Source organism: Bacillus cereus group sp. MG1, from assembly GCF_040460035.1.
In the GTDB taxonomy this organism is placed as follows: domain Bacteria; phylum Bacillota; class Bacilli; order Bacillales; family Bacillaceae_G; genus Bacillus_A; species Bacillus_A cereus.
On the sequence record NZ_JARVGY010000001.1, the window covers coordinates 354,109 to 374,852 of the forward strand.

Consider the following 20,744-nt stretch of genomic DNA (forward strand, 5'->3'; position numbering starts at 1 on the left):
AATTTTCTGTATTTTAACAAACAAAAAAGTGCATCTCTTATTTAAAGGGATGCACTCGACTATTCATTTACTTCAGAAAATATTTTTCAATATCATCTAACATAAGATTTGCAGCTACAATACCACCTGCTGTATTCCAAATCACTTCATCTACTTGGAATACTTTATTATTTTTAGAAGCCTGTAGTTGCTTAAAGAGTGGATCTTCTGTCCATTCCTTCGCTAACGAATTTCCTTCATTATTCTTATCTGCATCTTTATCAGACGTGAAATAGAATAAGTAGTCTCCGTCCATATTTGGAATCTGCTCTTTTGTAATTCCTTTTATCGCAAAATCATCTTTATCTTGTAATGGTGGTCGTTTAAATCCAATATCATTTAAAACAACACCCGAGAATGAGTTTTTTTGATAAATACGAACATCACCTGGCACGAAACGAATAATAGAAACTTTAGAATTCAATTTATCGCCTAACTTCTCTTTCATTCCTTCAATGCGTTTTTTATAATCATCAAGAGCTTTTTGCCCTTCTTTTTCTTTATTTACAGCTTTTGTATAAAGTGTAAAGTTTTCTTTCCAATCACCGCGTAATGTTTCTGCATAAACAGTTGGTGCGATTTCTTTTAGCTGATCATATATTTTTTCATGACGCATTTTATTTCCGATAATTAAATCTGGCTTAAGCTTCATTACAGCCTCTAAATTAATATCACGTTCAGTTCCTACAACTTCCGTGTTTTTTAACTCTTTCGCTAAATGAGGATACCATTCATCACCAGCACGTGGTTTCGTAGTCCCCACTGGCGTTACGCCCACAGCTAGGAGAGCCTCTGCGCCTTCATTTGTTAAAACAACAACTTTTTTAGGTGTACCATTTACTGTCGTTTCACCCATTGCATGCTTTACCGTATATGAATCTTTTGCTTTCGCTGATATATTATTTTCTTTTTTCTCTTCTTTACTACATCCTGCAATTACAACCATGAGTATCATAATGCAGAACATAATTAGTTTTTTAGTATGTATCATATGTCCTCCCTAGATGAAATCGATTATCATTAACATTTAAAGATTAATGTATCTTATATACATTGTCAATGTATATAAGAAAACTTTTTTAATACATACTATTTAGATTCTATCCGCTTTTCTAAGGTTTCTTTTTAAAACATAGTGCATAAGTATGAAAATAAATGTTGTTATTAAAATGCGTATCCTTGTTATACATAACAAGGATACGCATCCATATTGCATTATCATTTTAATTCCTAATATTGAGTATATTTAATATACGCTGGGTCATTATATACCCACTGATTTCCACCAAGGTTTAACCAACCATTTTCATTTATATATACTAAATAAGATTCTGGAGAATTTAATTGGCGGATAACTGCAGATGTAGTTGATGGACCACTTCTTAAATTTACATTCATCCCTTGTATATATGCAACCCCAATCGGGCTTCCATCACTATTGCTTGTCTTTACAAAATTAATGTACGAAGGATCATTATACACCCATTGCCCATTCCCCAAATCTAGCCATCCGTTACTTTCCTGATATACAACGTAAGATTCTGGAGAATTTAATTGACGAATAACTGAGGAAGAAGTTGATGGACCATTTCTTAAATTTACATTTTTCCCAAGAATATAAGCGATTCCCTTCGTTTGAGGTGTCGGTTGTGGGTTAGGGGGTTGTGGATTTGGAGCTACTCCAAAAATAGCTGCTATTCCATTTGCATACGATTGACTTAGATCTTCAATAAATTGTGGATTTTTTAATAAATTTGCATCAAACGCTGTATCAATAAAAGCAGTCTCAGTTAAAATTGCATCCATTGTGGTTTCTCTTAATACCGCATAATTTTCTTTTTTTGCTCCTCGATCACGAAGACCATATTTTGTTAATACAGGATTGACAGCTGTATGCATTTTTTGTTGCTTTGCATATGCAGTGCTGCTATTGGATAACGCATTATAAATATAACTTTCAAAACCTGTACCCCCGCCGCTATTAATATGAAATGAAATAAAATAATCCGCACTGAAAGCATTAGCAATATTAGCACGTTCAGATAAAGAAATAAACACATCACTATCACGTGTCATTTTAATTGTAATTGGGTAATTTACCGTTAAAATGTCTCGAACGCGTCTAGCAATTTGAAGTGTTAAGTTTTTTTCTACTAAACCATTACCAACAGCACCAGAATCATATCCACCGTGCCCTGCGTCTATAACAAGTTTCATTTTATTGCCCCGCCCCTTTCTTGTAATATGTTTGCATTTCTACTCGTCCTATTTTATGTGAAATGTACAGGTTCTGTTACAATTGCAAATAAAAAAACCGCCTTATGTAAGGCGGTTTCTATCATCTTGCTTTAACCAATTTAAAATAAATATATACGATTGATAGTGAACATAACGTATGCAAAATAAAATAAATAAAAGTGCTATTCCAACACCACTATAAAGTAAACCAAACTTTAAAAAAACATTTACAAGTGGTGGAAAGTTCATTAAATTTTGTAATGTACTAAGCATACAAAACATAATGAAAAAGACAGAGATGTATTGTAATTCATACGGCTTTTTTTTCTTACTCATTCTTTTCCGAATGATTATATGACATAATTCTGCTACTATAAAGCACCCTCCAATTAATACAAGACCAGAAGTCATCGTCATACATCCACCTGCCTTATATTTATTGTATCGCATAAATAATCATCGTTATATTTTCTTTACATACTCTTCATCTTCTGAAGCAAAACCAAAACTCTCTATGAAAGACTTCGCCTTTTCTGTTAATTTCTCTTGTAGCACTTTGATTTCTTTCACATTTCTTTGTTTCATCATTTCTTCAAATGTAAAATACGTATTTGTACCATAACCGTAACCTTGGTAATCAAAATGAATAATTAGCTGTGATAAAACAGCCCGTTCCTCTTGTACACTATAATCTATTACACCAATATATGTATCATCAACTTTCACACAGTACTGTACCTTTTTCTCACCTAAACTATGCGATTTAAACATTTCTTTAACAACGCTTTCATTTTCTACAGTAACTTTCTCAAACGTAATCATATGTTGTCCATCCTTTTACTATTATTGTATCAATAATACTTCCTATTTATGAAAAAAACCTTAAGACCGTATGCGATCTTAAGGTTTTTCTAATTAAACTAAGCTATACGCACGTTTTGTTTCTTCATGGAACTTATTCGTATCGTATTTATGCTCAACATAAATTTGGTGCCATACCATAAACGCAAGTACAGTCCAAATTTTACGGCTATAATCGCCTTTATCTGCACAATGTGCTTCCAGTAAGTTTAATACATACTGTTTGTCGATTAAATGCTCTGTCTTACTTTCGTTTATAATATTTATAGCCCAATCATGCATTTCGTCTTTTAACCAGTGACGAATTGGTACTGGGAATCCAAGTTTTTTACGATCTAATACGTGATCTGGAACGATTCCGCGTGCTGCTTCACGTAAAATAGCTTTCGTAGTTCCGTTAGCAATCTTAAATTCAGTTGGAATTTTAGATGCAACATCGAATACTTCTTTATCTAAGAACGGTACACGAAGTTCTAATGAGTTTGCCATTGTCATTTTATCAGCTTTTAATAAAATGTCACCGCGTAGCCATGTGAACATGTCAATGTACTGCATTTTACTTACATCATCATAATCTTTAATCTCGTTATACAATGGTTTCGTGATATCCATATAGTTAACACTTTCATTGTAATACTTCATTAATTCAGCTTTTTCTTCTTCACGGAAGATTTTAGCATTTCCATAGTAACGCTCTTCAATTGGTGTACATCCACGCTCTAGGAAGCTCTTACCTTTAAATCCTTCTTTAAGAGCACCACTTAATGCTTTTAGAACGCTCTTACCTGGGCTAGGAATGTAAGAGAACATTTTTAGTGAGTTTGGCTCACGGTAAATGTTATAACCACCAAATAGCTCGTCTGCGCCTTCACCAGAAAGAACAACTGTTACATGTTTACGTGCTTCTTTCGCAACGAAGTACAATGGTACAGCTGCTGGATCAGCTAAAGGATCATCCATATGCCAAATGATTTTTGGGAACTCATCCATAAATTCTTTCGCTGAAATGAATACGTTATGGTTTTTAACGCCTAATTTCTCAGCAGTTTCTTTCGCAACATCAACTTCACTGAAACCACGTTGCTCAAAACCAACAGAGAATGTTAAAAGATTTGGATTCATTTCTCTTGCGATAGAAGCGATGATAGATGAATCGATACCACCAGATAAGAATGAACCTACTGGTACATCACTACGCATATGCACTTTTACTGAATCATATAACACATCACGAATTGCTTGGATATGCTCCTCTTTCGTTGCACTTGAAGCATTGAAATAAGGTTTCCAGTAGCGATGGATTTCCATCTCTTTACCGATTTCTTTTACGAAATAATGACCAGGCTCGATTTTATTAACATCAATTGTTAAAGTTTCTGGCTCTGGACCATATTGGTACGTAAAGTAATGTTGTAGTGACGTTGGATTAACGCCTTTATCTTCCATCACATGCATAATACTTTTCTTCTCAGATGCGAAGAATGTAGTATCACCTTGTTGTGCGATGTATAAAGGTTTAATACCGAAGTGGTCACGTGCACCGAAAAGTTTCTTTTCTTCACGATCCCAAATCATAAATGCAAACATACCACGAAGGTAGTCTACACATTTTTCTTTCATATGTGCATACAATGCAATGATAACTTCTGTATCAGATTGCGTTGCAAACGTTGCACCTTTTTCAAGTAACATTTCACGTAATTCTACATAGTTGTAAATTTCACCATTAAAAATAATTACATATCGATCATTTTCATAAGTTAGCGGCTGATGTCCTGCCTCTAAGTCAATGATGCTTAAACGGCGGAAGCCAAATTGTACATGTTCATCACGAAAATATCCTTCGTCATCTGGACCACGGTGGAAAATCATCGTGTTCATATTTTCAAATTGATGTTTTTCTGTTTCTGAAAACTCTCTAGGGTTTTCACATAAACATCCTACAAAACCACACATACTTCTTACCCTCTTTCAGTTTTCATTCTGTCTCTATACTACTATATCAACCCTATTTATACTAGCATAATCAACTGAATATGGCGACCAAAAACTATAAAAAAATCACTCCATTTCACATTTTTAACAATTTTTTATGAAAACATGAAAACTAGGCACTCACCTTTCTCCGCTTTTGTCATATGATATTGCAAATTGATTTCTAGGAGGGAATACCATGAGTGAAGAAAAAAAAGATTCTTCTCGCCCACCGGTTCGTAATTACTTAAAGCAAATTGATGATTTCTTCGAGCAAACACCTCTTCGCAATGTAATCGCTGATTTAAATCATTTTTTCCAAAAAGGAAACCGTTTATTAACATTCCCTGTAGATTTATATGAAGTTGGTGAAGAACTCGTTGTTACAGCTGAACTACCAGGTATACAAAAAGAACAAATCCAAATTGAAATACAAAGTGAATACTTAAAAGTCTCTGTAAAAGAAGAGATACTTGAAGAGGAAGAAGAACAAACATCCCATAACTATTATCGCCGAGAACGTTCCATTTCAGAAGCATCAAGATTGATTAAATTGCCGTATTCAATTAATAAAAAAGCGGCAAAAGCTTCTTATCAAAATGGCGTATTAGAAATTCGGGCGCCGAAACTTCCCCAGCAACATGACATTTTATCGATAGACTAATGCAAAAAAATAAGGGTGCTATGCACCCTTATTTTTAACCCACTAATCGCTTCATATCACGTATAATGTCTTCGTATGGCGTATTACTAATGCCACTATACTTTTTCATTACTTTTCCGTTTTGATCAATTAAATAAAATGATGTACCATGCATGACCTGACCGTTCTCCGGCTTATCTACAAGTGATTGGAAATTATCTTTTGAAAACTTTGTAATATCTTCTAACGAATACCCCGTTAATAAATTCCAGTTACTAGTATCCTCTGTAAACTTTTGAATAAAAGCTTTCAGATTTTCTGGCTTATCAAGGTCTGGATCTACACTAAATGAAACAAACTGAACGTCTAATTTCTCTTCTTTTGCCATCTTTTGAAGCTTGGCCATATTTGCAGTCATTGGTGGACAAACTGTCTGACAATTTGTGAACATAAAATCTGCAACCCAAACTTTCCCTTTTAAATCTTTTGTACCAAATTGCTTTCCATCTTGATTTGTAAATTGGAAGGTTTCTAAATCCCAATTTAATGGTTTACGAAGCTTTGAACCTGATTCACTACATCCAGCAAGTACAAAGAGACAAAATACAACCATAAGACCAATTATTTTTTGATAACGCTTCATTTATAAACCTCTTTTCTCTATCCTAAATTTAAATAGGTTATGTTTATAATAACAAAAGTTAACACTACGAGAAAATTGTTTACTACATTTGTTCACGAAATCGTACGAATTTACGTATGTTACTTCTTTATTTCAAGCGAATTACTAGACAAAATATATTTTTTTACTATTATTTCTCTAAATAAAAGTGATAAAACTAATTTTATTGTTACTTTTGTAAATACCTCTCCCTATTTTTTAACAATTCCTTAAACATTAATCCATGTTTTACACTGTATTCCTTAACAACATTTCGGTACAATACAAATACAACGATTTTAAATGAGGTGATGTTCATGGCAAAGCGCTATGAAAATATGGATAATGTTAGTACAAAAAAATCAATTCGCTCTTTTTTACGCTGGCGTAAAGAACGAAAGCAAAACAAAAAAGATTTTTCTTTCTTAGTAGAACAATCACCCGTTAAACAAAGTGCATTTTTACAAAGTAATGTTGAAAAAACGACTATCACATGGATTGGGCATTCCACTTTTCTTATCCAAACGAATGGACTTAATATATTAACAGATCCAGTATGGGCTAATAAATTAAAGCTAGTTCCAAGACTTACAGAACCTGGACTCTCTATAGAAGCACTACCTAAAATTGATATTGTCCTTATTTCACATGGTCATTATGATCATTTAGATTTTTCAACTCTTCGTCAGTTGAATGATGATGTTCTATATCTTGTACCTATTGGATTAAAAAAATTATTTACTCGTAAGAAATTTAAACATGTAGAAGAGTATAAATGGTGGGAAAGTACGATAATTAACGAAGTTTCTTTTCACTTCGTACCTGCTCAGCACTGGACGAGAAGATTCTTATTTGATATGAATACGTCTCACTGGGGTGGATGGATTATTGATAATGAAACGACTATGGAAACCATATATTTTTGTGGCGACAGTGGCTATTTCCAAGGTTTCAAAGAAATTGGTGAACGCTTTTTAATTGATATTGCTCTTATGCCCATTGGCGCTTATGAACCAGAATGGTTTATGAAAGTATCTCATGTTTCACCTGAAGAGGCCGTGCAAGCTTATTTAGATTTAAACGCTACACATTTTATACCAATGCATTACGGAGCTTTTGCACTCGCCGATGAAGCACCTCGTGAAGCAATAACTAGACTTCGAAATAATTGGAATTTGCGCATGTTACCGTGGGAACAACTGCATGTACTCTTTTTAGGTCAAACTTTTATTTATAGTAACGCAACAAATGATAAGCAAATAAACGAAAAAATTGAAACTTTACATGTGTAACGTAATGACTGATTTTCTATATCCAACATATAATATAGAAAATCCTATAGTGAAACTTTAATTAGTGGGATTTCTTCATCCCCACTGATTATTTGCCTTCACCGATCAAGCTTTTACGGGCAGCCCGCTACCTAACCTCTTTGCTCCAGCTAAATTTGAGGTAGAGAGTTTTACTGTCCGCAAATAGCAGGATAAAGGGTGTTTTCTATGAATGAATATTTACAGACTCGCTATATCATTAGCGGTAGTGCCTGTGTAGCTCTTCTTATTTCTTACTTTCTATTTACATAAAAAAGCTACTTGAAATATATTTTCAAGTAGCTTTTTTATTACTCTGCTAAATACATAAATCCGATTGCGCCCGGACCTGTATGAGTACTAATAATAGGCGTTGTATAGAAAATTTCTGATTGAGCAAATCCACTCACTTTTTCAACCGCCGCTTTCATACTTTCAGCTAAAGGAATTGCTTTCGCATGCGGAATTGCAACAGCTTTTACGACTTTTCCAGCCGTATCTTGCTCAAATAACTTAGCTAATGTTTTTACAATTTGGCCTTGGCTACGAACTTTCGTTACAGGATTATAAACACCGTCTTCAAGACTAGCAATTGGCTTTATATTAAGTAGCGAACCGATAAACGCTTTTCCTTTACCGATACGTCCACCCTTCACTAAGTTTTCTAATGTATCCACTACTACATATAAACGAGTATTCTTTCTTACTTCATCTACACGTTTTAAAATTTCTTCTAGTGAGCGTCCGTCATTTGCCATTTTTGCAGCTTCAATTACTTGATATGCTAAAGCATGTGTAATAAATTGAGAATCAACAACTGTTACTTTTGTATCAGTCATTGATGCAGCGCTATTTGCAGTTGCTACAGTACCGCTCATTCCACTTGTCATATGGATAGAAAGGACTTCGCTTCCATCTTCCCCTAGCTTGTCATACATTTCTACAAATGTACCCATAGCTGGTTGTGATGTTTTTGGTAATTCCTCTGATTTAATCATTTCTTCAATAAATTCGTCAGGTTGTAAATCAACGCGATCTAAATATGTTTGTCCATTTACAGAGATTGATAATGGTAAAACATGAATGTCATACTTTTCGATTACGTCTTGTGATAAATCTGCCGTTGAATCTGTTACAATTTTAATTTTTTGCATACTATACTTCTTCCCTTTCCAATACGCTCTCCTTGTTATTATACTAGTATTCCCATTGCTTTCAACAATTTGGAACGAAATTTCATCAAATTAATTATATTTTCATATCTAAAATGAAAAAGACAGAGTTTACTAACCCTGTCCGTACTTCGTATCATGCATTTTTTTCAAGGGTATTTGTTTTATATACATTTAAATAATCATTCCACTTCAAACAATTTTGTAAATATTCACGGAAAGAATACGAAAATCTTGGGTGTTTTTGTCTTTGAATTTTTGCAATAAATAATTGAAGACGAGACTGAATTAGAAACGATAATGGATGCTGTGCCTGTAGGACAGGGATTTCGAATATTTTAATGCAATCCCCTGTTGAATGAGTGAAATAAAAACTTTTCGTAATCACAATATCAATCCTCTTTTTCATTGGATTTTTGAACTTCCTCTACTTTGCGCTGTAACACGTTGTTTAAAGTGGAGTAAAATCAGACTTATATGATTTCTGTAGTCCTTATGGCTAGAAGATTTATACTCTATTCATCTCCACCTAATTCACCTTCCCGTCCTAAATATCTCTGAGACGGGAATCTCATTATCCATCAATTGTTTAATACATTTAGTATAAGCTTATAAAAGCGCAAAGTTTGTCTAAATTTTGGAGATTCTATAATTTTTTTCTTCTATATATTGTATACGTTTATAGCTATAGTATAACAAATAAATAAAAAAGTGCCTTTATAACGAGGCACTTTTCGACTGCATTTCTTCTCTTTTCTTTTTCCTCTTACTAACAACCTTTGATAACGCAATACTTACTTCATAAATACAAATAAGCGGCACTGCAACTAAACTATGAGATAAAAAGTCTGGCGGTGATATACAAGATGCAATGATAATTAATGCTACGTAAGCATACCTTCTTATTTTTATTAAAAATTCCGCCGTAAGTATTCCAATGCTAGTTAAAAACATTACAACGACTGGCAATTCAAAAATCACAGCAAATGGAACTGTTAAATTAAGTACAAAATGAAAATACTTTTCTGTCGTAAACATCGTATTAAACATTTCATTACCTATCGTAGTTAAAAAGTGAAATAGAAACGGCATTACAATGAAATATCCAAAACATAAACCTGCGAGAAATAATATAGACAATACCGGTATATACATTATTGTCATCTTTTGTTCATTTGGATGTAAACCCGGTTTTACAAATAACCAAATTTGTATAGCAGCAAAAGGAATTGTACAAACGATAGCAAATACTGTAGCAATCGAGAAAAAAATCCACAATACATCACTTGGACCGAGAACAGTTAATTTCATTGGTAAATCTTTTACAAGCCAAAAATAAATATCCTTTGTAAAAGTAAATCCAATAATTAAAAATAGTACAAAGGATAACACCGTATATATTACTCTTTTTCGAAGCTCAACAATATGTTCTACTACGCTCATTTCCCGATCTTCCATCTCGTTCACCACACTTTATTTATCCATTACAAGGAAAATACACTACATTTTTTCTTTCTTTTCCTTTTCTTGAAATGCGTCATCTGTCAATTCTTTCGTTGATTTTTTAAACTCTTTTAACGTTTCCCCTAAAGCCTTCCCGATTTCCGGCAATTTTTTAGGTCCAAATAAAATGAGTACTGCTACTAAAATTAAAATTAACCCTGGAAAGCCAATATTTGAAAACATTTCCCCATCCCCTTTATTAGTAGTTTCCTTGTCCTACTATTACATAATTTTATTTTGTCAAAAAAGTTTGAAAACGTCAACAAATCCATTGTCTTTTGTCAAAAAAATTCAAAAATATAATCAATTATACAAATTTCATTTTCTATTGCTCTTGTGTATGATATGGTAAGGGAAATGACATATTATTTTATGATAGTAGAAAGGATTTGCATTATGACTGAAAAAATGACACGAATGACCCAATTTGTAAAAGAAGAAATTGCAAATGCAATTACACATGGTATCGGTGCCATTTTAAGCATCCCTGCCTTAATCATATTGATTATTCATGCTTCTAAGCACGGTACCGCATCAGCTGTAGTTGCATTTACTGTTTATGGTGTAAGCATGTTCTTACTGTACTTGTTTTCAACATTGCTACATAGCATTCATCATCCTAAAGTAGAAAAAATATTTACTATTTTAGATCATTCAGCCATTTACTTATTGATTGCTGGCACGTATACTCCTTTTCTACTTATTACACTTCGTGGCCCATTAGGATGGACGTTGCTTGCTATAATATGGACACTAGCAATCGGAGGTATCGTCTTCAAAATTTTCTTTGTACGTCGCTTTATAAAGGCTTCAACTTTATGTTACATCATTATGGGTTGGCTCATAATCGTTGCCATTAAACCACTTTATGAAAATCTAACTGGACATGGTTTTTCACTACTTTTAGCAGGTGGAATTTTATATTCTGTCGGAGCTATATTCTTCCTTTGGGAAAAGCTACCTTTCAACCATGCCATATGGCACCTGTTCGTTTTAGGTGGTAGTGCGATGATGTTCTTCTGTGTACTCTTTTATGTCTTACCTACAGCATAATAAAAAAGGATTCAGCTTGGTCATCTCCCTGTCAAGTAGACAGAAATAAAAAGAGTATTATGCCACGGCCTTTTCCCGATATTCTATCGGGGAAAGGCCGTGAAGTTTTTCTTGGAATCTTTCTGTATTATAAAATTGAATATATTCTTGAATTGCTCGGTAGGCCATTTCATATGTTTTTGGGCACACTAAATACAACTTCTCTGTTTTTAAATGTGAGAAGAATGATTCGATACACGCATTATCAAAACAGTTTCCACGTCTAGAATGACTACCGACAAATCCTAATTTCTCTAACTGTTTTGCGTAGGATTTAGATGTATATTGAAACCCTTGATCTGAATGGAAAAGGGGCTTAGTAGTTAATGACTTCCCTTCTAATTGACGTAATGTAGTTAAAACCAAATCTAAATCATTTCTTGAAGATAGCTTCCAGGCAACAATTTCATTGTTGTATAAATCTAACACAGCCGACAAATAGGCAAATTGTTCTCCGATTCGTACATAAGTAATATCTGTTACGAATTTTTGATTTTGCTTTTCAGCTTGAAACTCTCGATTCAAATGATTTTTAAATACCACAGATGTTTTTCTTCCATAAAACGGACGTTTTTTTCGAATGATAGATTGAATACCCAGCTCTCTCATAAGACGACGAACACGTTTATGATTCATTACCATTCCTTCTCGAGCCAAAGCACGAGTCATACGTTTATACCCATAGTAAGGGTGCTGACGATGAATAGATAAAATATGTTCTTTATGCCACATATCCCTTTTCTGACGTAAACGCTGCACGTTATGATATTTCCGCCATTTATAGTAGCCAGCCTTAGAAACTTCCGCGATTTGAAGCAACCATCGGAGTGGATAGGCTTGGCGTAATGAATCGATAAGAGAAAATCGTTCTTTCTTTAGGACCATTCCTTCCCGTGTAGATTTGGATTGCGCTTTTTTAAATACTCAACCTGTGCCTTCAAATAAGCATTTTCTTCTTCTAGACTATTAAAATTCTTTCGATTCCAGACACCACGTTGATCATCAAAGGACTCCCCTTGTTGCGCACGTTTTACCCACTCAATAATCTGGGCATCGCTCTTCACACCGAGTTGTTCACGAATTTCTCGCAATGATTTTCTCTCTTCTAATCGAAGACGAACTGCTTCTCGCTTTAGTTCTTCTGTATATTTTTGAAATGATTGTCCTTTTCTTGCCATAAAAAAATCCCCTCCAGATAAAACAGTATTGAGTCCATCATATCAGATGGACTCTTTTTTTACTGTCTACCTATAGGGGATAATACCAGCTTACTATAAGCTGAATCCTTTTTTATTACTTATGTAATTGTGATGCGATAACTTCCTGTGTATGCTTCGTTAATTCTTTAATATCCATATTCGCATAATCTTCAGGTGTAATCGGCTTAGAAATTGTTACTGTTGCATGAGCTGGCTTCATACGATTTCCATTCGCTTCAAACATCTTATATGTACCATCTAACGTTACAGGTAAAATTGCTACACCTGACTTTACTGCCAGATGAAAACTACCAGCCTTAAACTCTCCAACTTCGCCACCCTTACTTCTCGTTCCTTCAGGGAAAATTACGATAGAATGTCCATTTTTTAATAGTTCAATTCCATCTTTAATCGCTTGAAGAGATTGACGACGATCGCTACGATCCATAAATACACAATTCATAAGTTCCATCCAAGTTGGTACAACTGGGAACTTTTTAATCTCTGCTTTTGAAACGAATCCAATTGGTTTATTTAAGTAACCTAGTAAAACAGGGATATCCATATTACTTTGGTGATTACTTACAACTAGTACTGGCTTGTCTTTCGGAACATTTTCAAGTCCTTTCACTTCTACTGCCCCTCCAGCTACACGTACCATTTTCTTACCAAACCAATTTGTCGTTTTATACACAGCATTATCTTTTTCTTTTGGCGCCATCGTATTTACTTGTCTTTTAAGACGCCACATTCTCGGTGTAATCGCAATTACGATTAAAATTAAATAAAAGATTTTAAAAAACGTTTGAATCATACAGAACCCCCACCTATTATCATTCCGACCTTCATTATACTAGACAAACGAAGGAAAAAGAAGAAAAAAAGTCCAAACAGCAAGTGTTTGGACTTTTTAAGCATTCTATATTAGAAACGTTTTGCTAATTCACGAGCATTAGCAATTGCTGCTTCTTTAATTTCTTGTGCTTTTTCAGGGTTTGCATTCATACCTTCAACTGCGATATATTCAGTATCATTTACACCGACAAATCCTAATACAGTCTTTAAGTGATTGCGACCGAAGTCTACAGCTGCGTATGCTCCTTCAGAATATACGCCACCTGTTGCCTGAATGTGAAGTGCTTTTTTACCTTCTAATAAGCCGACTGGACCATTTTCAGTATATTTGAATGTTTTACCTGCGATTGCTACGTTATCTAAGTATGCTTTTACTACTGGTGGATAGCTAAAGTTCCACATTGGAGTTACGAATACATAACGATCTGCATTCATAAATGTTTCTAAGTTTGTGTTCATTGCTGCTACTTTTTGTTGTTGAACTTCAGTTAAAGCTTCAAAGCCTTCACCTGCTGCAAATTTACCCCAAGCAGCAAATACATCTGCATCAATTGCTGGTACTGTAGTGTTGAATAAATCAATTGTTACAACTTCGTCTTGTGGATGTTCGTTTTTATAAGCTTCGATGAAAGCCTCCCCTACTGCCATTCCGAAAGAACCTTCTGCTGAATTTGGATTTGCTGTGATAAATAGTACTTTTGTCATTGTATTCTCTCCCTTTTTTCTCTTTATCTTTAATTCAAGATTTGTTTTTTAAAAGTTAATAACTTACCTTATGTAAGTATAATACAAAAAGTTTTAATCAATGTCAATAAAAAATAGCTACTTTTTTTTCGTAAGTTAATGATTTACTTTGTTTCCTTAAAATTTAGTATACAGATATTAAGAATTCTTTCGTATAAAAAGGCTACCTCTACAACTTATAGAGATAGCCTTCTATTACATATTATTTTTGAAATACATGTTTTACTTTTTCAGCTGGAATATTACTCCCGCCTCTACCTTTTACATCTTCAATCATCATTGTAATGACCATATCTGGTGAATTTAAATCAAATGCAGCGAACCAACCTAGTTCTTTTCCTTCGGCCTCTTTTGATACTTTTAATTCCGCTGTACCTGTTTTTCCAGCAAGAGTCATACCATCAATTTTAGCAATTTTCCCTGTACCATCTGGATCATTAATTACTTTCGTCATTGCAGTTTTTAATATATCCTGATTTCCTTTAGAAATTACATTTTCTTTCCAAGCTTTTGGTTGTTTATCTGTTTTAATAATATACGGTGACGGAATAGTTCCATCATTTACAATCGGCGCATACGTTAAAGCTAAATGAAGAGGAGTCATTAATACTTGTCCTTGTCCATATCCCGTATCTGCCATTTGAATATCATTTTTAATGCCGTCATTTGCAATTTTAGAAGCAGGGAATCCATATTCAATTGGTAGTTTCTCATCGAATCCGAATTTTTTCGCTTCACTCATAAACTTGTCTTTTCCGATTTTTAAAGCTTCTTGTGCGAAGTAAATATTATCCGAGTATTTCATCGCCTTATCAAAATCAATCGGATTTGCATCTTTCACACGCGTTACATAGTAATTACCCCAAGAAGAATCTTTTGTCCATTTTAATCCTTCAATTTTCAACTCTTCTTTTGGATCAATCGTTTTCGTTTCAAGACCAATTGCAGCTGTAATAGGTTTAAATACAGAACCTGGTACCGACAATTGTGTAAAACGATTTGTCATTGGTTTTTTCGGATCATTATTCCAAGCTTCGCGTTGTGCCTTCGATGTCCCTCGTGCAATTATATTAGGATCATATGCTGGACTACTTACTAGTGCAATTGTTTCTCCACTTTTCGGATTAATTGCTGCACTTGAACCAGCTTCGCCCTTCATTTCATTATACGTTTTTTCTTGAACAACACTATCAATAGTTAAAGTTACATTTTCTCCATCAACAGCATCTGTTTTTGCTAAATTTTTAATTTCTTTTCCTTGCGCATCTTCTACAAAGACACGGCCACCTTTCTTACCGCGTAGCTTTTCCTCTAATACTTGCTCTAAGCCAGCTTTACCAACTGGGTCATCAGCTTGATAGCCTTTCTTTTGTAGCGTTTTTAAATCTTCAGCATTTACCTTTCCAATATAACCAGTCAGATGAGCTGCCGCTTCCCCTAGCGGATATGTACGAACATTTACAGGTTTTGTTGAAACACCTGGTAAATCAATGTACGTATTTTGTGTTGCCCCTTCAGGCAAAATTCCAATTGGTACGAGATACCCTGGTTTTACCCATTTAGCAGCTAATTTTTGATCAATTTCTTCTACAGACGTATTTAATAACTTCGCTACTGTTTCTTTCGTTTGCGGAGCAGTATCGCCTAACTTTTCAGGAATCAATCCGATTTCAGAAGCTTTCCCATTCGTTGCAAGACCTTTTCCATTACGATCGTATATTTCACCACGTTTTGGCTGTGTTGTCTGCATACGCACTTTACTATCTTTCGTCATGCCAGGGAAAATAAAATCAGGAGTCCAATCTATTTTCCAAGATTCTTTATCTCCATCTTTTTCTTTTACCATTTTTGCTTCATGACCAAATGTGATTTTACCACCAACTGTATCCATGCTTACTTTAAAAGGAACAGGACCTTCATCTTTTTTATCTTCTTTTACTTCCCCTGTTTCTACCTTTAAGTCTTTCACTTCGATACCAGAATAAATTTTTTCATATTTCTCAGTAAACTCTTTCTTTGAAATATCTTTTTTTGCATTTTTTGATAGTTGATCATACATATCTGCAAATTTTTGTTTATTCCACGCTTTTACATATGTATCAAACGCTTCTTGTGGTTTTTCTTCTTTACCACATCCAACTAACATGAATGTTAAGCAAAGAAAAAGAATCCCCCATATCTTTCTCAATCGATTCTCCTCCTCTTTCTATATTAGTACTTTTGAAAATTTTAGCATTTTTACATGCTACCTATCATTATAGCACTATCGAATCTCATCTATAAACTTATATTGGTGAATATAAATAAAAAGATTGATGTGAATTCTCACATCAATCTTTTTTATTATTGTTGCTTCTCATATACATGGTAATAATACGTATACAGGTTTTTTTCATCCGTTAAACCTTTTTCTACAAAAATCTCTTTCCAATTTGTCATATCCATTTCTGGGAAGAATGTATCTCCTTCAAATGCATAATGGATTTTTGTTATATATAACTTGTCTACATAAGGTAAAAAGAGATCGTAAATTTGCGCTCCGCCAAAAATAAAAATCTCTTCTTCATTTTTACATAGTTCAAATACTTCTTCTACAGAATGAACAACTTCACACCCTTCAACATGATACCCTTCATTACGAGTTACAATAATATTACGTCTTCCAGGCAGTGGTCTACCAATCGCTTCATAGTTCTTTCTTCCCATAATAAGCGGGTGGCCCATCGTTGTTTTCTTCACGTATTGTAATTCACTCGGTAAACGCCAAGGTAAATTATTATCTTTACCAATTACTCTATTTTCGTCCATCGCGACCATAAATGAAACAATCATTTTTTCATCTCCTCTACAATTATACTGCAACCGGTGCTTTAATTGCTGGATGCGGATCGTATCCTTCAATCGTTAAATCTTCCATTTCAAAATCAAACACAGATTTCACATCTGGATTTAATGTAAGTTTCGGGAATGGACGTGGTTCACGTGCCAATTGCTTTTCTACTTGTTCAAAATGATTTGTATAAATGTGTGCATCTCCAATTGTATGAACAAATTCTCCTACTTCAAGACCACATTCATGTGCAATTAAATGTGTTAGTAGTGAATAACTTGCGATGTTAAATGGAATTCCAAGGAATATGTCACCACTTCTTTGATATAGCTGACAAGAAAGTTTTCCGTCCGCTACATAAAATTGGAATAATGTATGACAAGGCGGTAATGCCATACTCGGTACGTCTTCAGGATTCCAAGCAGAAACGATTAAACGACGTGAGTCTGGTGTTTTTTTAATCATTTCAATTACATCTTTTAATTGATCAAGTGTCTCACCAGCTGTCGTTTTCCAAGCACGCCATTGTTTACCGTAAACGTCTCCTAAATAACCATATTTATTTGAGAACTCATCATCTTCTAAAACGTTCTTTTTAAACAATTCCATTTGCTCATCGTACTGTACTTTAAATTCTTCATCTTGTTGTGAGCGAAGACCAAAATCAGTCATGTCAGGACCAGTATACTCATCACTTTCTACCCAGCTCTTAAACGCCCATTCATTCCAAATGTTATTATTATGCTGCAATAAATAGCGAATATTTGTATCACCTTTCATAAACCAAAGTAGTTCACTTGCTACAAGGCGAAATGGTACTCTTTTTGTCGTTAATAAAGGAAATCCTTTGCTCAAATCAAAACGCATTTGATATCCAAATACAGATACAGTTCCTGTCCCTGTACGATCTTCTTTCTTCGTACCATGTTCCATTACATGGCGGCATAAATTTAAGTATTCATTTTCAGCATGTTTCATATGTAGGAAAACCTTCTTTCAATCGTATATGGAATTTATCATAACATGAAAAATGGTAAATTTAATAATCTTAATTAATAAAATTTCTTGCGCTAATTCTTACAAAATTATTAACTTTCCATATTTTAAAAGGTTTTCATTTTCTATTACCGAAAGTATAGTGCGGTAGATCAAAATTTATATTTGGAGGTTAGAAATATGTCTAAAATTGAAACACCTGTTATGACTTCTTTACAAACCACGGTTGAAAAAATGATGAAGGATTTAAATGTTCCTGGTGTTGCTGTCGCTGTTATAAAAGACGGTGAAGTTATTCTTTCAGAAGGTTTCGGCTATCGTAATATGGAAACAAAAGAGGCTGTTACACCGAATACTCGATTCGCAATCGGTTCCTCAACGAAAGCGTTTGGTACACTTTCATTAAGCTTGTTAGCACAGCAAAAAAAGTTTAATTGGGATGCTCCTGTCCCGTCTTATATACCTAACTTTACTTTATCTGAACTACTTGCTAGCTCACAAGTTACAGGACGGGATTTAGCTTCTCATCGAACTGGAGTGAGTCGTCATGAGGCTCTTTGGTACAGTTCTTCCTTATCTCGAAAAGATCTCGTTGAAAAAATAAAACATTTACCACTTGATGCACCGTTCCGGACTGCATTTCTATATAACAACTTAATGTATGCAACAATTAGCTACATTGTTGAAAACATTACAAATCAAACGTGGGAGCAATACACTACAGAACATATTTTAGAACCTTTAAATATGAGACATACAAACTTCTCTGTTAACGATTCACAAACTACAGATGATTACGCTTTACCTTACATTGAAAATGACGGTGAAATAAAAGCAGTTCCATTCCGTAACATCGATACAGTTGGCGCTGCTGGGTGTATTAATTCCACAATTGAAGATATGGCAAATTGGGTACTTCTCCACTTAAATGAAGGGAAATTTGGAGATCATGAATTAATCTCCTCTGAATTATTACAACAAATGTATACACCACACAATTCAATTCCAGACCAACCGGTTTTATCACTCCCTGAATCTCCATTAAATAGTTACGGTCTTGGTTGGTTTATTAGCGCTTATCGTGGTAAAAAAGTGATTCATCATGGCGGTAATATCGATGGATTTTCAGCGCTTGTTTCATTCATACCAACAGAAAACATAGGCCTTGTTATTTTAACGAATGCTGGAGGAACATTACTTCCTACTTATCTCGCTAATCAAATTTATGACGAACTACTTGAATTAGAATCCATTGATTGGCATAAACGTGCTGTAGAAGATACTAAAAAAATGAAGGAAATGATGAAAGAAGCAACTGAATCCCTCCCTGAACAAATTAAAGGGACTACACCTTCGCACAAGTTAGAGGATTATACTGGTACTTTTGAACATCCTGCATACGGAACATTACAAGTATACAAACGAGATGATTCGTTATATGTACAATTTATGGAAATGGATATTCAATTAGGGCATCATCATTACGACATCTTCTCCACAAAAGTTGACTTATTCCAAATGAAAATGAGCTTATTATTCGCTTATGAAATGAATGTAAGTGGTGAATTCCCATCCCTTCAGTTACATGTACCAGCTACATTAAGTACTCAGCCGCTTACATTTAAGAAAATTAAATAAGTATCTTGATGTTAAAAAATAAAGGTAGGTGCGAATCACACCTACCTTTTCTATTTCATATCAATCTTATCTGGTTGAAACCAAATTGGCTTCGATAACTCAAAGTTATTATGATCCTCTAAAACTATAGTAAGACGCTCTAACATATCATCTAACATATGCGGCGCTGCTCGTAATGTCCAGACAACTGAGGAGAAAACTGTCATGCCAACGTACACCGTGTATAATTTCCAGAACTCCTCTGGTATTTTCCTATTAAAGTATCCTTCTATTTGTCCGATTGAATACGGAATACTAATATCCCTTGCAAACAGTGCAATTTTTACGAAATCATGAATTGGGTCGCCCCAGTCATAGCCATTAAAATCAACAACACCTACATATTTTCCATCCCGTACAATTATATTTTCTAAATGAAAATCATCGTGTTGAAATCGATTCGGGCGGCTCTTTAAATATATTTCATTTTCTTCTATAAACTTTATGATTTTATCATCATTTTTTATTTTTATTCCGCATGTTTTGTATACCTCTACATATTTACTATGTTTTTTCATAGCTCTTTCATACCATGGAAGTATATCCTTAGGAGCTTCAAATGTATGCATTTTTGCTAAATCTTTTCCTGCCTCTATACCAATATCATATTGTTCTTTTGGTGAATACGTAGGCAATAGCTTCTTCGCATCTTCCCCTTCTAAATATGAAAAAATACTATAGCATACACCTTCTTCTTCCAATATACCTATTTCAATTGGCCTTTGTGCCTGTACGTTACGTTTTACCATTTCATTTAAAATTTGAAACTCTATTTTCTTTCTTTCATACTCTTTTATATCGCCTGTCCGAAATAAATATTTTTCATTATTTGCATTCGTAATTACATATTTCTTATCTGGAGAGAAACCTTTAGAAATTTCTTCAATATTCGCTGCATCTTTTACTATTTGTATATTGCTTTGCCGTGCTGTAATTATCTTCATATCTAT

Annotated in this window: 21 protein-coding genes; 4 read left to right on the forward strand and 17 right to left on the reverse strand. The window is 34.1% G+C overall.

All coding sequences use genetic code 11. The annotated features are described in order from the left end of the window. Positions 1-67: 67 nt before the first annotated feature. The 5 genes from QCI79_RS01710 to asnB all read right to left on the reverse strand — a co-directional run bounded on the left by QCI79_RS01710 (position 68) and on the right by asnB (position 5,094). Positions 68-1,030: an ABC transporter substrate-binding protein gene (locus tag QCI79_RS01710; protein WP_000581991.1), complete on the reverse strand. Its 963-nt coding sequence runs from the start codon at positions 1,028-1,030 to the stop codon at positions 68-70. Positions 1,031-1,269: 239 nt separating this feature from the next. Continuing rightward, the gene (locus QCI79_RS01715; protein WP_021727621.1) at positions 1,270-2,256 is read right to left on the reverse strand and encodes an N-acetylmuramoyl-L-alanine amidase; all 987 of its coding nucleotides are present in this window, start codon (positions 2,254-2,256) and stop codon (positions 1,270-1,272) included. Between the two features lie 102 nt (positions 2,257-2,358). Continuing rightward, on the reverse strand, positions 2,359-2,688 hold the full coding sequence (locus QCI79_RS01720) for a hypothetical protein (RefSeq protein WP_000200461.1): 330 nt from the start codon (positions 2,686-2,688) through the stop codon (positions 2,359-2,361). 51 nt (positions 2,689-2,739) lie between these two features. After that, positions 2,740-3,099, reverse strand: coding sequence for a GNAT family N-acetyltransferase (locus QCI79_RS01725; RefSeq protein ID WP_000627522.1), 360 nt, complete (start codon positions 3,097-3,099; stop codon positions 2,740-2,742). Between the two features lie 93 nt (positions 3,100-3,192). Next, positions 3,193-5,094 carry an asparagine synthase (glutamine-hydrolyzing) gene (gene asnB, locus QCI79_RS01730; RefSeq protein WP_000333816.1) on the reverse strand — a complete coding sequence of 634 codons (1,902 nt, stop codon included), beginning with the start codon at positions 5,092-5,094 and terminating at the stop codon, positions 3,193-3,195. 217 nt (positions 5,095-5,311) lie between these two features. On the opposite strand from asnB, the gene QCI79_RS01735 reads away from it, so the two are divergent. Next, positions 5,312-5,776 (forward strand): Hsp20/alpha crystallin family protein, encoded by a 465-nt coding sequence (locus QCI79_RS01735; RefSeq protein WP_001288085.1) that lies wholly within the window; start codon positions 5,312-5,314, stop codon positions 5,774-5,776. A gap of 34 nt (positions 5,777-5,810) precedes the next feature. Here the strand turns inward: QCI79_RS01735 and QCI79_RS01740 are convergent, their stop codons facing one another. Continuing rightward, positions 5,811-6,398 (reverse strand): SCO family protein, encoded by a 588-nt coding sequence (locus QCI79_RS01740; protein ID WP_000833335.1) that lies wholly within the window; start codon positions 6,396-6,398, stop codon positions 5,811-5,813. A gap of 335 nt (positions 6,399-6,733) precedes the next feature. On the opposite strand from QCI79_RS01740, the gene QCI79_RS01745 reads away from it, so the two are divergent. After that, entirely contained in the window at positions 6,734-7,708 is a 975-nt protein-coding gene (locus QCI79_RS01745) for an MBL fold metallo-hydrolase (protein ID WP_001129627.1), read from the forward strand. 329 nt (positions 7,709-8,037) lie between these two features. On the opposite strand, the gene QCI79_RS01750 is transcribed toward QCI79_RS01745, so the two are convergent. The 4 genes from QCI79_RS01750 to QCI79_RS01765 form a co-directional block, all read right to left on the reverse strand. Further along, positions 8,038-8,880 carry a DegV family protein gene (locus QCI79_RS01750; RefSeq protein ID WP_001169470.1) on the reverse strand — a complete coding sequence of 281 codons (843 nt, stop codon included), beginning with the start codon at positions 8,878-8,880 and terminating at the stop codon, positions 8,038-8,040. Between the two features lie 154 nt (positions 8,881-9,034). Then, positions 9,035-9,286 carry a DUF2535 family protein gene (locus QCI79_RS01755; protein WP_000629013.1) on the reverse strand — a complete coding sequence of 84 codons (252 nt, stop codon included), beginning with the start codon at positions 9,284-9,286 and terminating at the stop codon, positions 9,035-9,037. Positions 9,287-9,615: 329 nt separating this feature from the next. Beyond that, positions 9,616-10,356 (reverse strand): twin-arginine translocase subunit TatC, encoded by a 741-nt coding sequence (gene tatC, locus QCI79_RS01760; protein ID WP_000390120.1) that lies wholly within the window; start codon positions 10,354-10,356, stop codon positions 9,616-9,618. 42 nt (positions 10,357-10,398) lie between these two features. Then, a complete protein-coding gene (locus QCI79_RS01765) occupies positions 10,399-10,584 on the reverse strand; it encodes a twin-arginine translocase TatA/TatE family subunit (RefSeq protein ID WP_000492443.1) in 186 nt (61 codons plus the stop codon). Between the two features lie 213 nt (positions 10,585-10,797). Between QCI79_RS01765 and trhA the strand changes: the two genes are divergently transcribed. After that, a complete protein-coding gene (gene trhA / locus QCI79_RS01770) occupies positions 10,798-11,454 on the forward strand; it encodes a PAQR family membrane homeostasis protein TrhA (RefSeq protein WP_000136889.1) in 657 nt (218 codons plus the stop codon). Positions 11,455-11,511: 57 nt separating this feature from the next. Here the strand turns inward: trhA and QCI79_RS01775 are convergent. From QCI79_RS01775 to QCI79_RS01800, 6 genes are all read right to left on the reverse strand, one after another. After that, a protein-coding gene (locus QCI79_RS01775; protein WP_087874946.1) for an IS3-like element ISBth8 family transposase occupies positions 11,512-12,671 on the reverse strand; the annotation gives its coding sequence in 2 pieces (ribosomal slippage) (positions 11,512-12,413 and positions 12,413-12,671; 1,161 coding nt in all). Positions 12,672-12,786: 115 nt separating this feature from the next. Further along, positions 12,787-13,506, reverse strand: coding sequence for a lysophospholipid acyltransferase family protein (locus tag QCI79_RS01780; protein WP_000616577.1), 720 nt, complete (start codon positions 13,504-13,506; stop codon positions 12,787-12,789). Between the two features lie 110 nt (positions 13,507-13,616). Continuing rightward, a complete protein-coding gene (locus tag QCI79_RS01785; protein WP_000170025.1) occupies positions 13,617-14,252 on the reverse strand; it encodes an FMN-dependent NADH-azoreductase in 636 nt (211 codons plus the stop codon). A 241-nt stretch (positions 14,253-14,493) separates the two neighbouring features. After that, on the reverse strand, positions 14,494-16,479 hold the full coding sequence (pbpC, locus tag QCI79_RS01790) for a penicillin-binding protein 3 (protein ID WP_001227250.1): 1,986 nt from the start codon (positions 16,477-16,479) through the stop codon (positions 14,494-14,496). A gap of 155 nt (positions 16,480-16,634) precedes the next feature. Beyond that, on the reverse strand, positions 16,635-17,123 hold the full coding sequence (locus QCI79_RS01795) for a dihydrofolate reductase (protein WP_021727567.1): 489 nt from the start codon (positions 17,121-17,123) through the stop codon (positions 16,635-16,637). 19 nt (positions 17,124-17,142) lie between these two features. Next, positions 17,143-18,099 carry a thymidylate synthase gene (locus QCI79_RS01800; protein WP_000679609.1) on the reverse strand — a complete coding sequence of 319 codons (957 nt, stop codon included), beginning with the start codon at positions 18,097-18,099 and terminating at the stop codon, positions 17,143-17,145. Positions 18,100-18,297: 198 nt separating this feature from the next. Between QCI79_RS01800 and QCI79_RS01805 the strand changes: the two genes are divergently transcribed. Continuing rightward, on the forward strand, positions 18,298-19,755 hold the full coding sequence (locus tag QCI79_RS01805) for a serine hydrolase (protein ID WP_000034354.1): 1,458 nt from the start codon (positions 18,298-18,300) through the stop codon (positions 19,753-19,755). Between the two features lie 50 nt (positions 19,756-19,805). Here the strand turns inward: QCI79_RS01805 and QCI79_RS01810 are convergent, their stop codons facing one another. Then, positions 19,806-20,738: an aminoglycoside phosphotransferase family protein gene (locus QCI79_RS01810; protein WP_000692082.1), complete on the reverse strand. Its 933-nt coding sequence runs from the start codon at positions 20,736-20,738 to the stop codon at positions 19,806-19,808. Between the last annotated feature and the right edge of the window lie 6 nt (positions 20,739-20,744).

Bases quoted from the DNA above. Each gene is read 5' to 3' on its own strand.
- QCI79_RS01710 (WP_000581991.1), bottom strand. From the start codon at position 1,030: ATGATACATACTAAAAAACTAATTATGTTCTGCATTATGATACTCATG.
- QCI79_RS01715 (WP_021727621.1), bottom strand. From the start codon at position 2,256: ATGAAACTTGTTATAGACGCAGGGCACGGTGGATATGATTCTGGTGCT.
- QCI79_RS01720 (WP_000200461.1), bottom strand. From the start codon at position 2,688: ATGACTTCTGGTCTTGTATTAATTGGAGGGTGCTTTATAGTAGCAGAA.
- QCI79_RS01725 (WP_000627522.1), bottom strand. From the start codon at position 3,099: ATGATTACGTTTGAGAAAGTTACTGTAGAAAATGAAAGCGTTGTTAAA.
- asnB (WP_000333816.1), bottom strand. From the start codon at position 5,094: ATGTGTGGTTTTGTAGGATGTTTATGTGAAAACCCTAGAGAGTTTTCA.
- QCI79_RS01735 (WP_001288085.1), top strand. From the start codon at position 5,312: ATGAGTGAAGAAAAAAAAGATTCTTCTCGCCCACCGGTTCGTAATTAC.
- QCI79_RS01740 (WP_000833335.1), bottom strand. From the start codon at position 6,398: ATGAAGCGTTATCAAAAAATAATTGGTCTTATGGTTGTATTTTGTCTC.
- QCI79_RS01745 (WP_001129627.1), top strand. From the start codon at position 6,734: ATGGCAAAGCGCTATGAAAATATGGATAATGTTAGTACAAAAAAATCA.
- QCI79_RS01750 (WP_001169470.1), bottom strand. From the start codon at position 8,880: ATGCAAAAAATTAAAATTGTAACAGATTCAACGGCAGATTTATCACAA.
- tatC (WP_000390120.1), bottom strand. From the start codon at position 10,356: ATGGAAGATCGGGAAATGAGCGTAGTAGAACATATTGTTGAGCTTCGA.
- QCI79_RS01765 (WP_000492443.1), bottom strand. From the start codon at position 10,584: ATGTTTTCAAATATTGGCTTTCCAGGGTTAATTTTAATTTTAGTAGCA.
- trhA (WP_000136889.1), top strand. From the start codon at position 10,798: ATGACTGAAAAAATGACACGAATGACCCAATTTGTAAAAGAAGAAATT.
- QCI79_RS01780 (WP_000616577.1), bottom strand. From the start codon at position 13,506: ATGATTCAAACGTTTTTTAAAATCTTTTATTTAATTTTAATCGTAATT.
- QCI79_RS01785 (WP_000170025.1), bottom strand. From the start codon at position 14,252: ATGACAAAAGTACTATTTATCACAGCAAATCCAAATTCAGCAGAAGGT.
- QCI79_RS01795 (WP_021727567.1), bottom strand. From the start codon at position 17,123: ATGATTGTTTCATTTATGGTCGCGATGGACGAAAATAGAGTAATTGGT.
- QCI79_RS01800 (WP_000679609.1), bottom strand. From the start codon at position 18,099: ATGAAACATGCTGAAAATGAATACTTAAATTTATGCCGCCATGTAATG.
- QCI79_RS01805 (WP_000034354.1), top strand. From the start codon at position 18,298: ATGTCTAAAATTGAAACACCTGTTATGACTTCTTTACAAACCACGGTT.
- QCI79_RS01810 (WP_000692082.1), bottom strand. From the start codon at position 20,738: ATGAAGATAATTACAGCACGGCAAAGCAATATACAAATAGTAAAAGAT.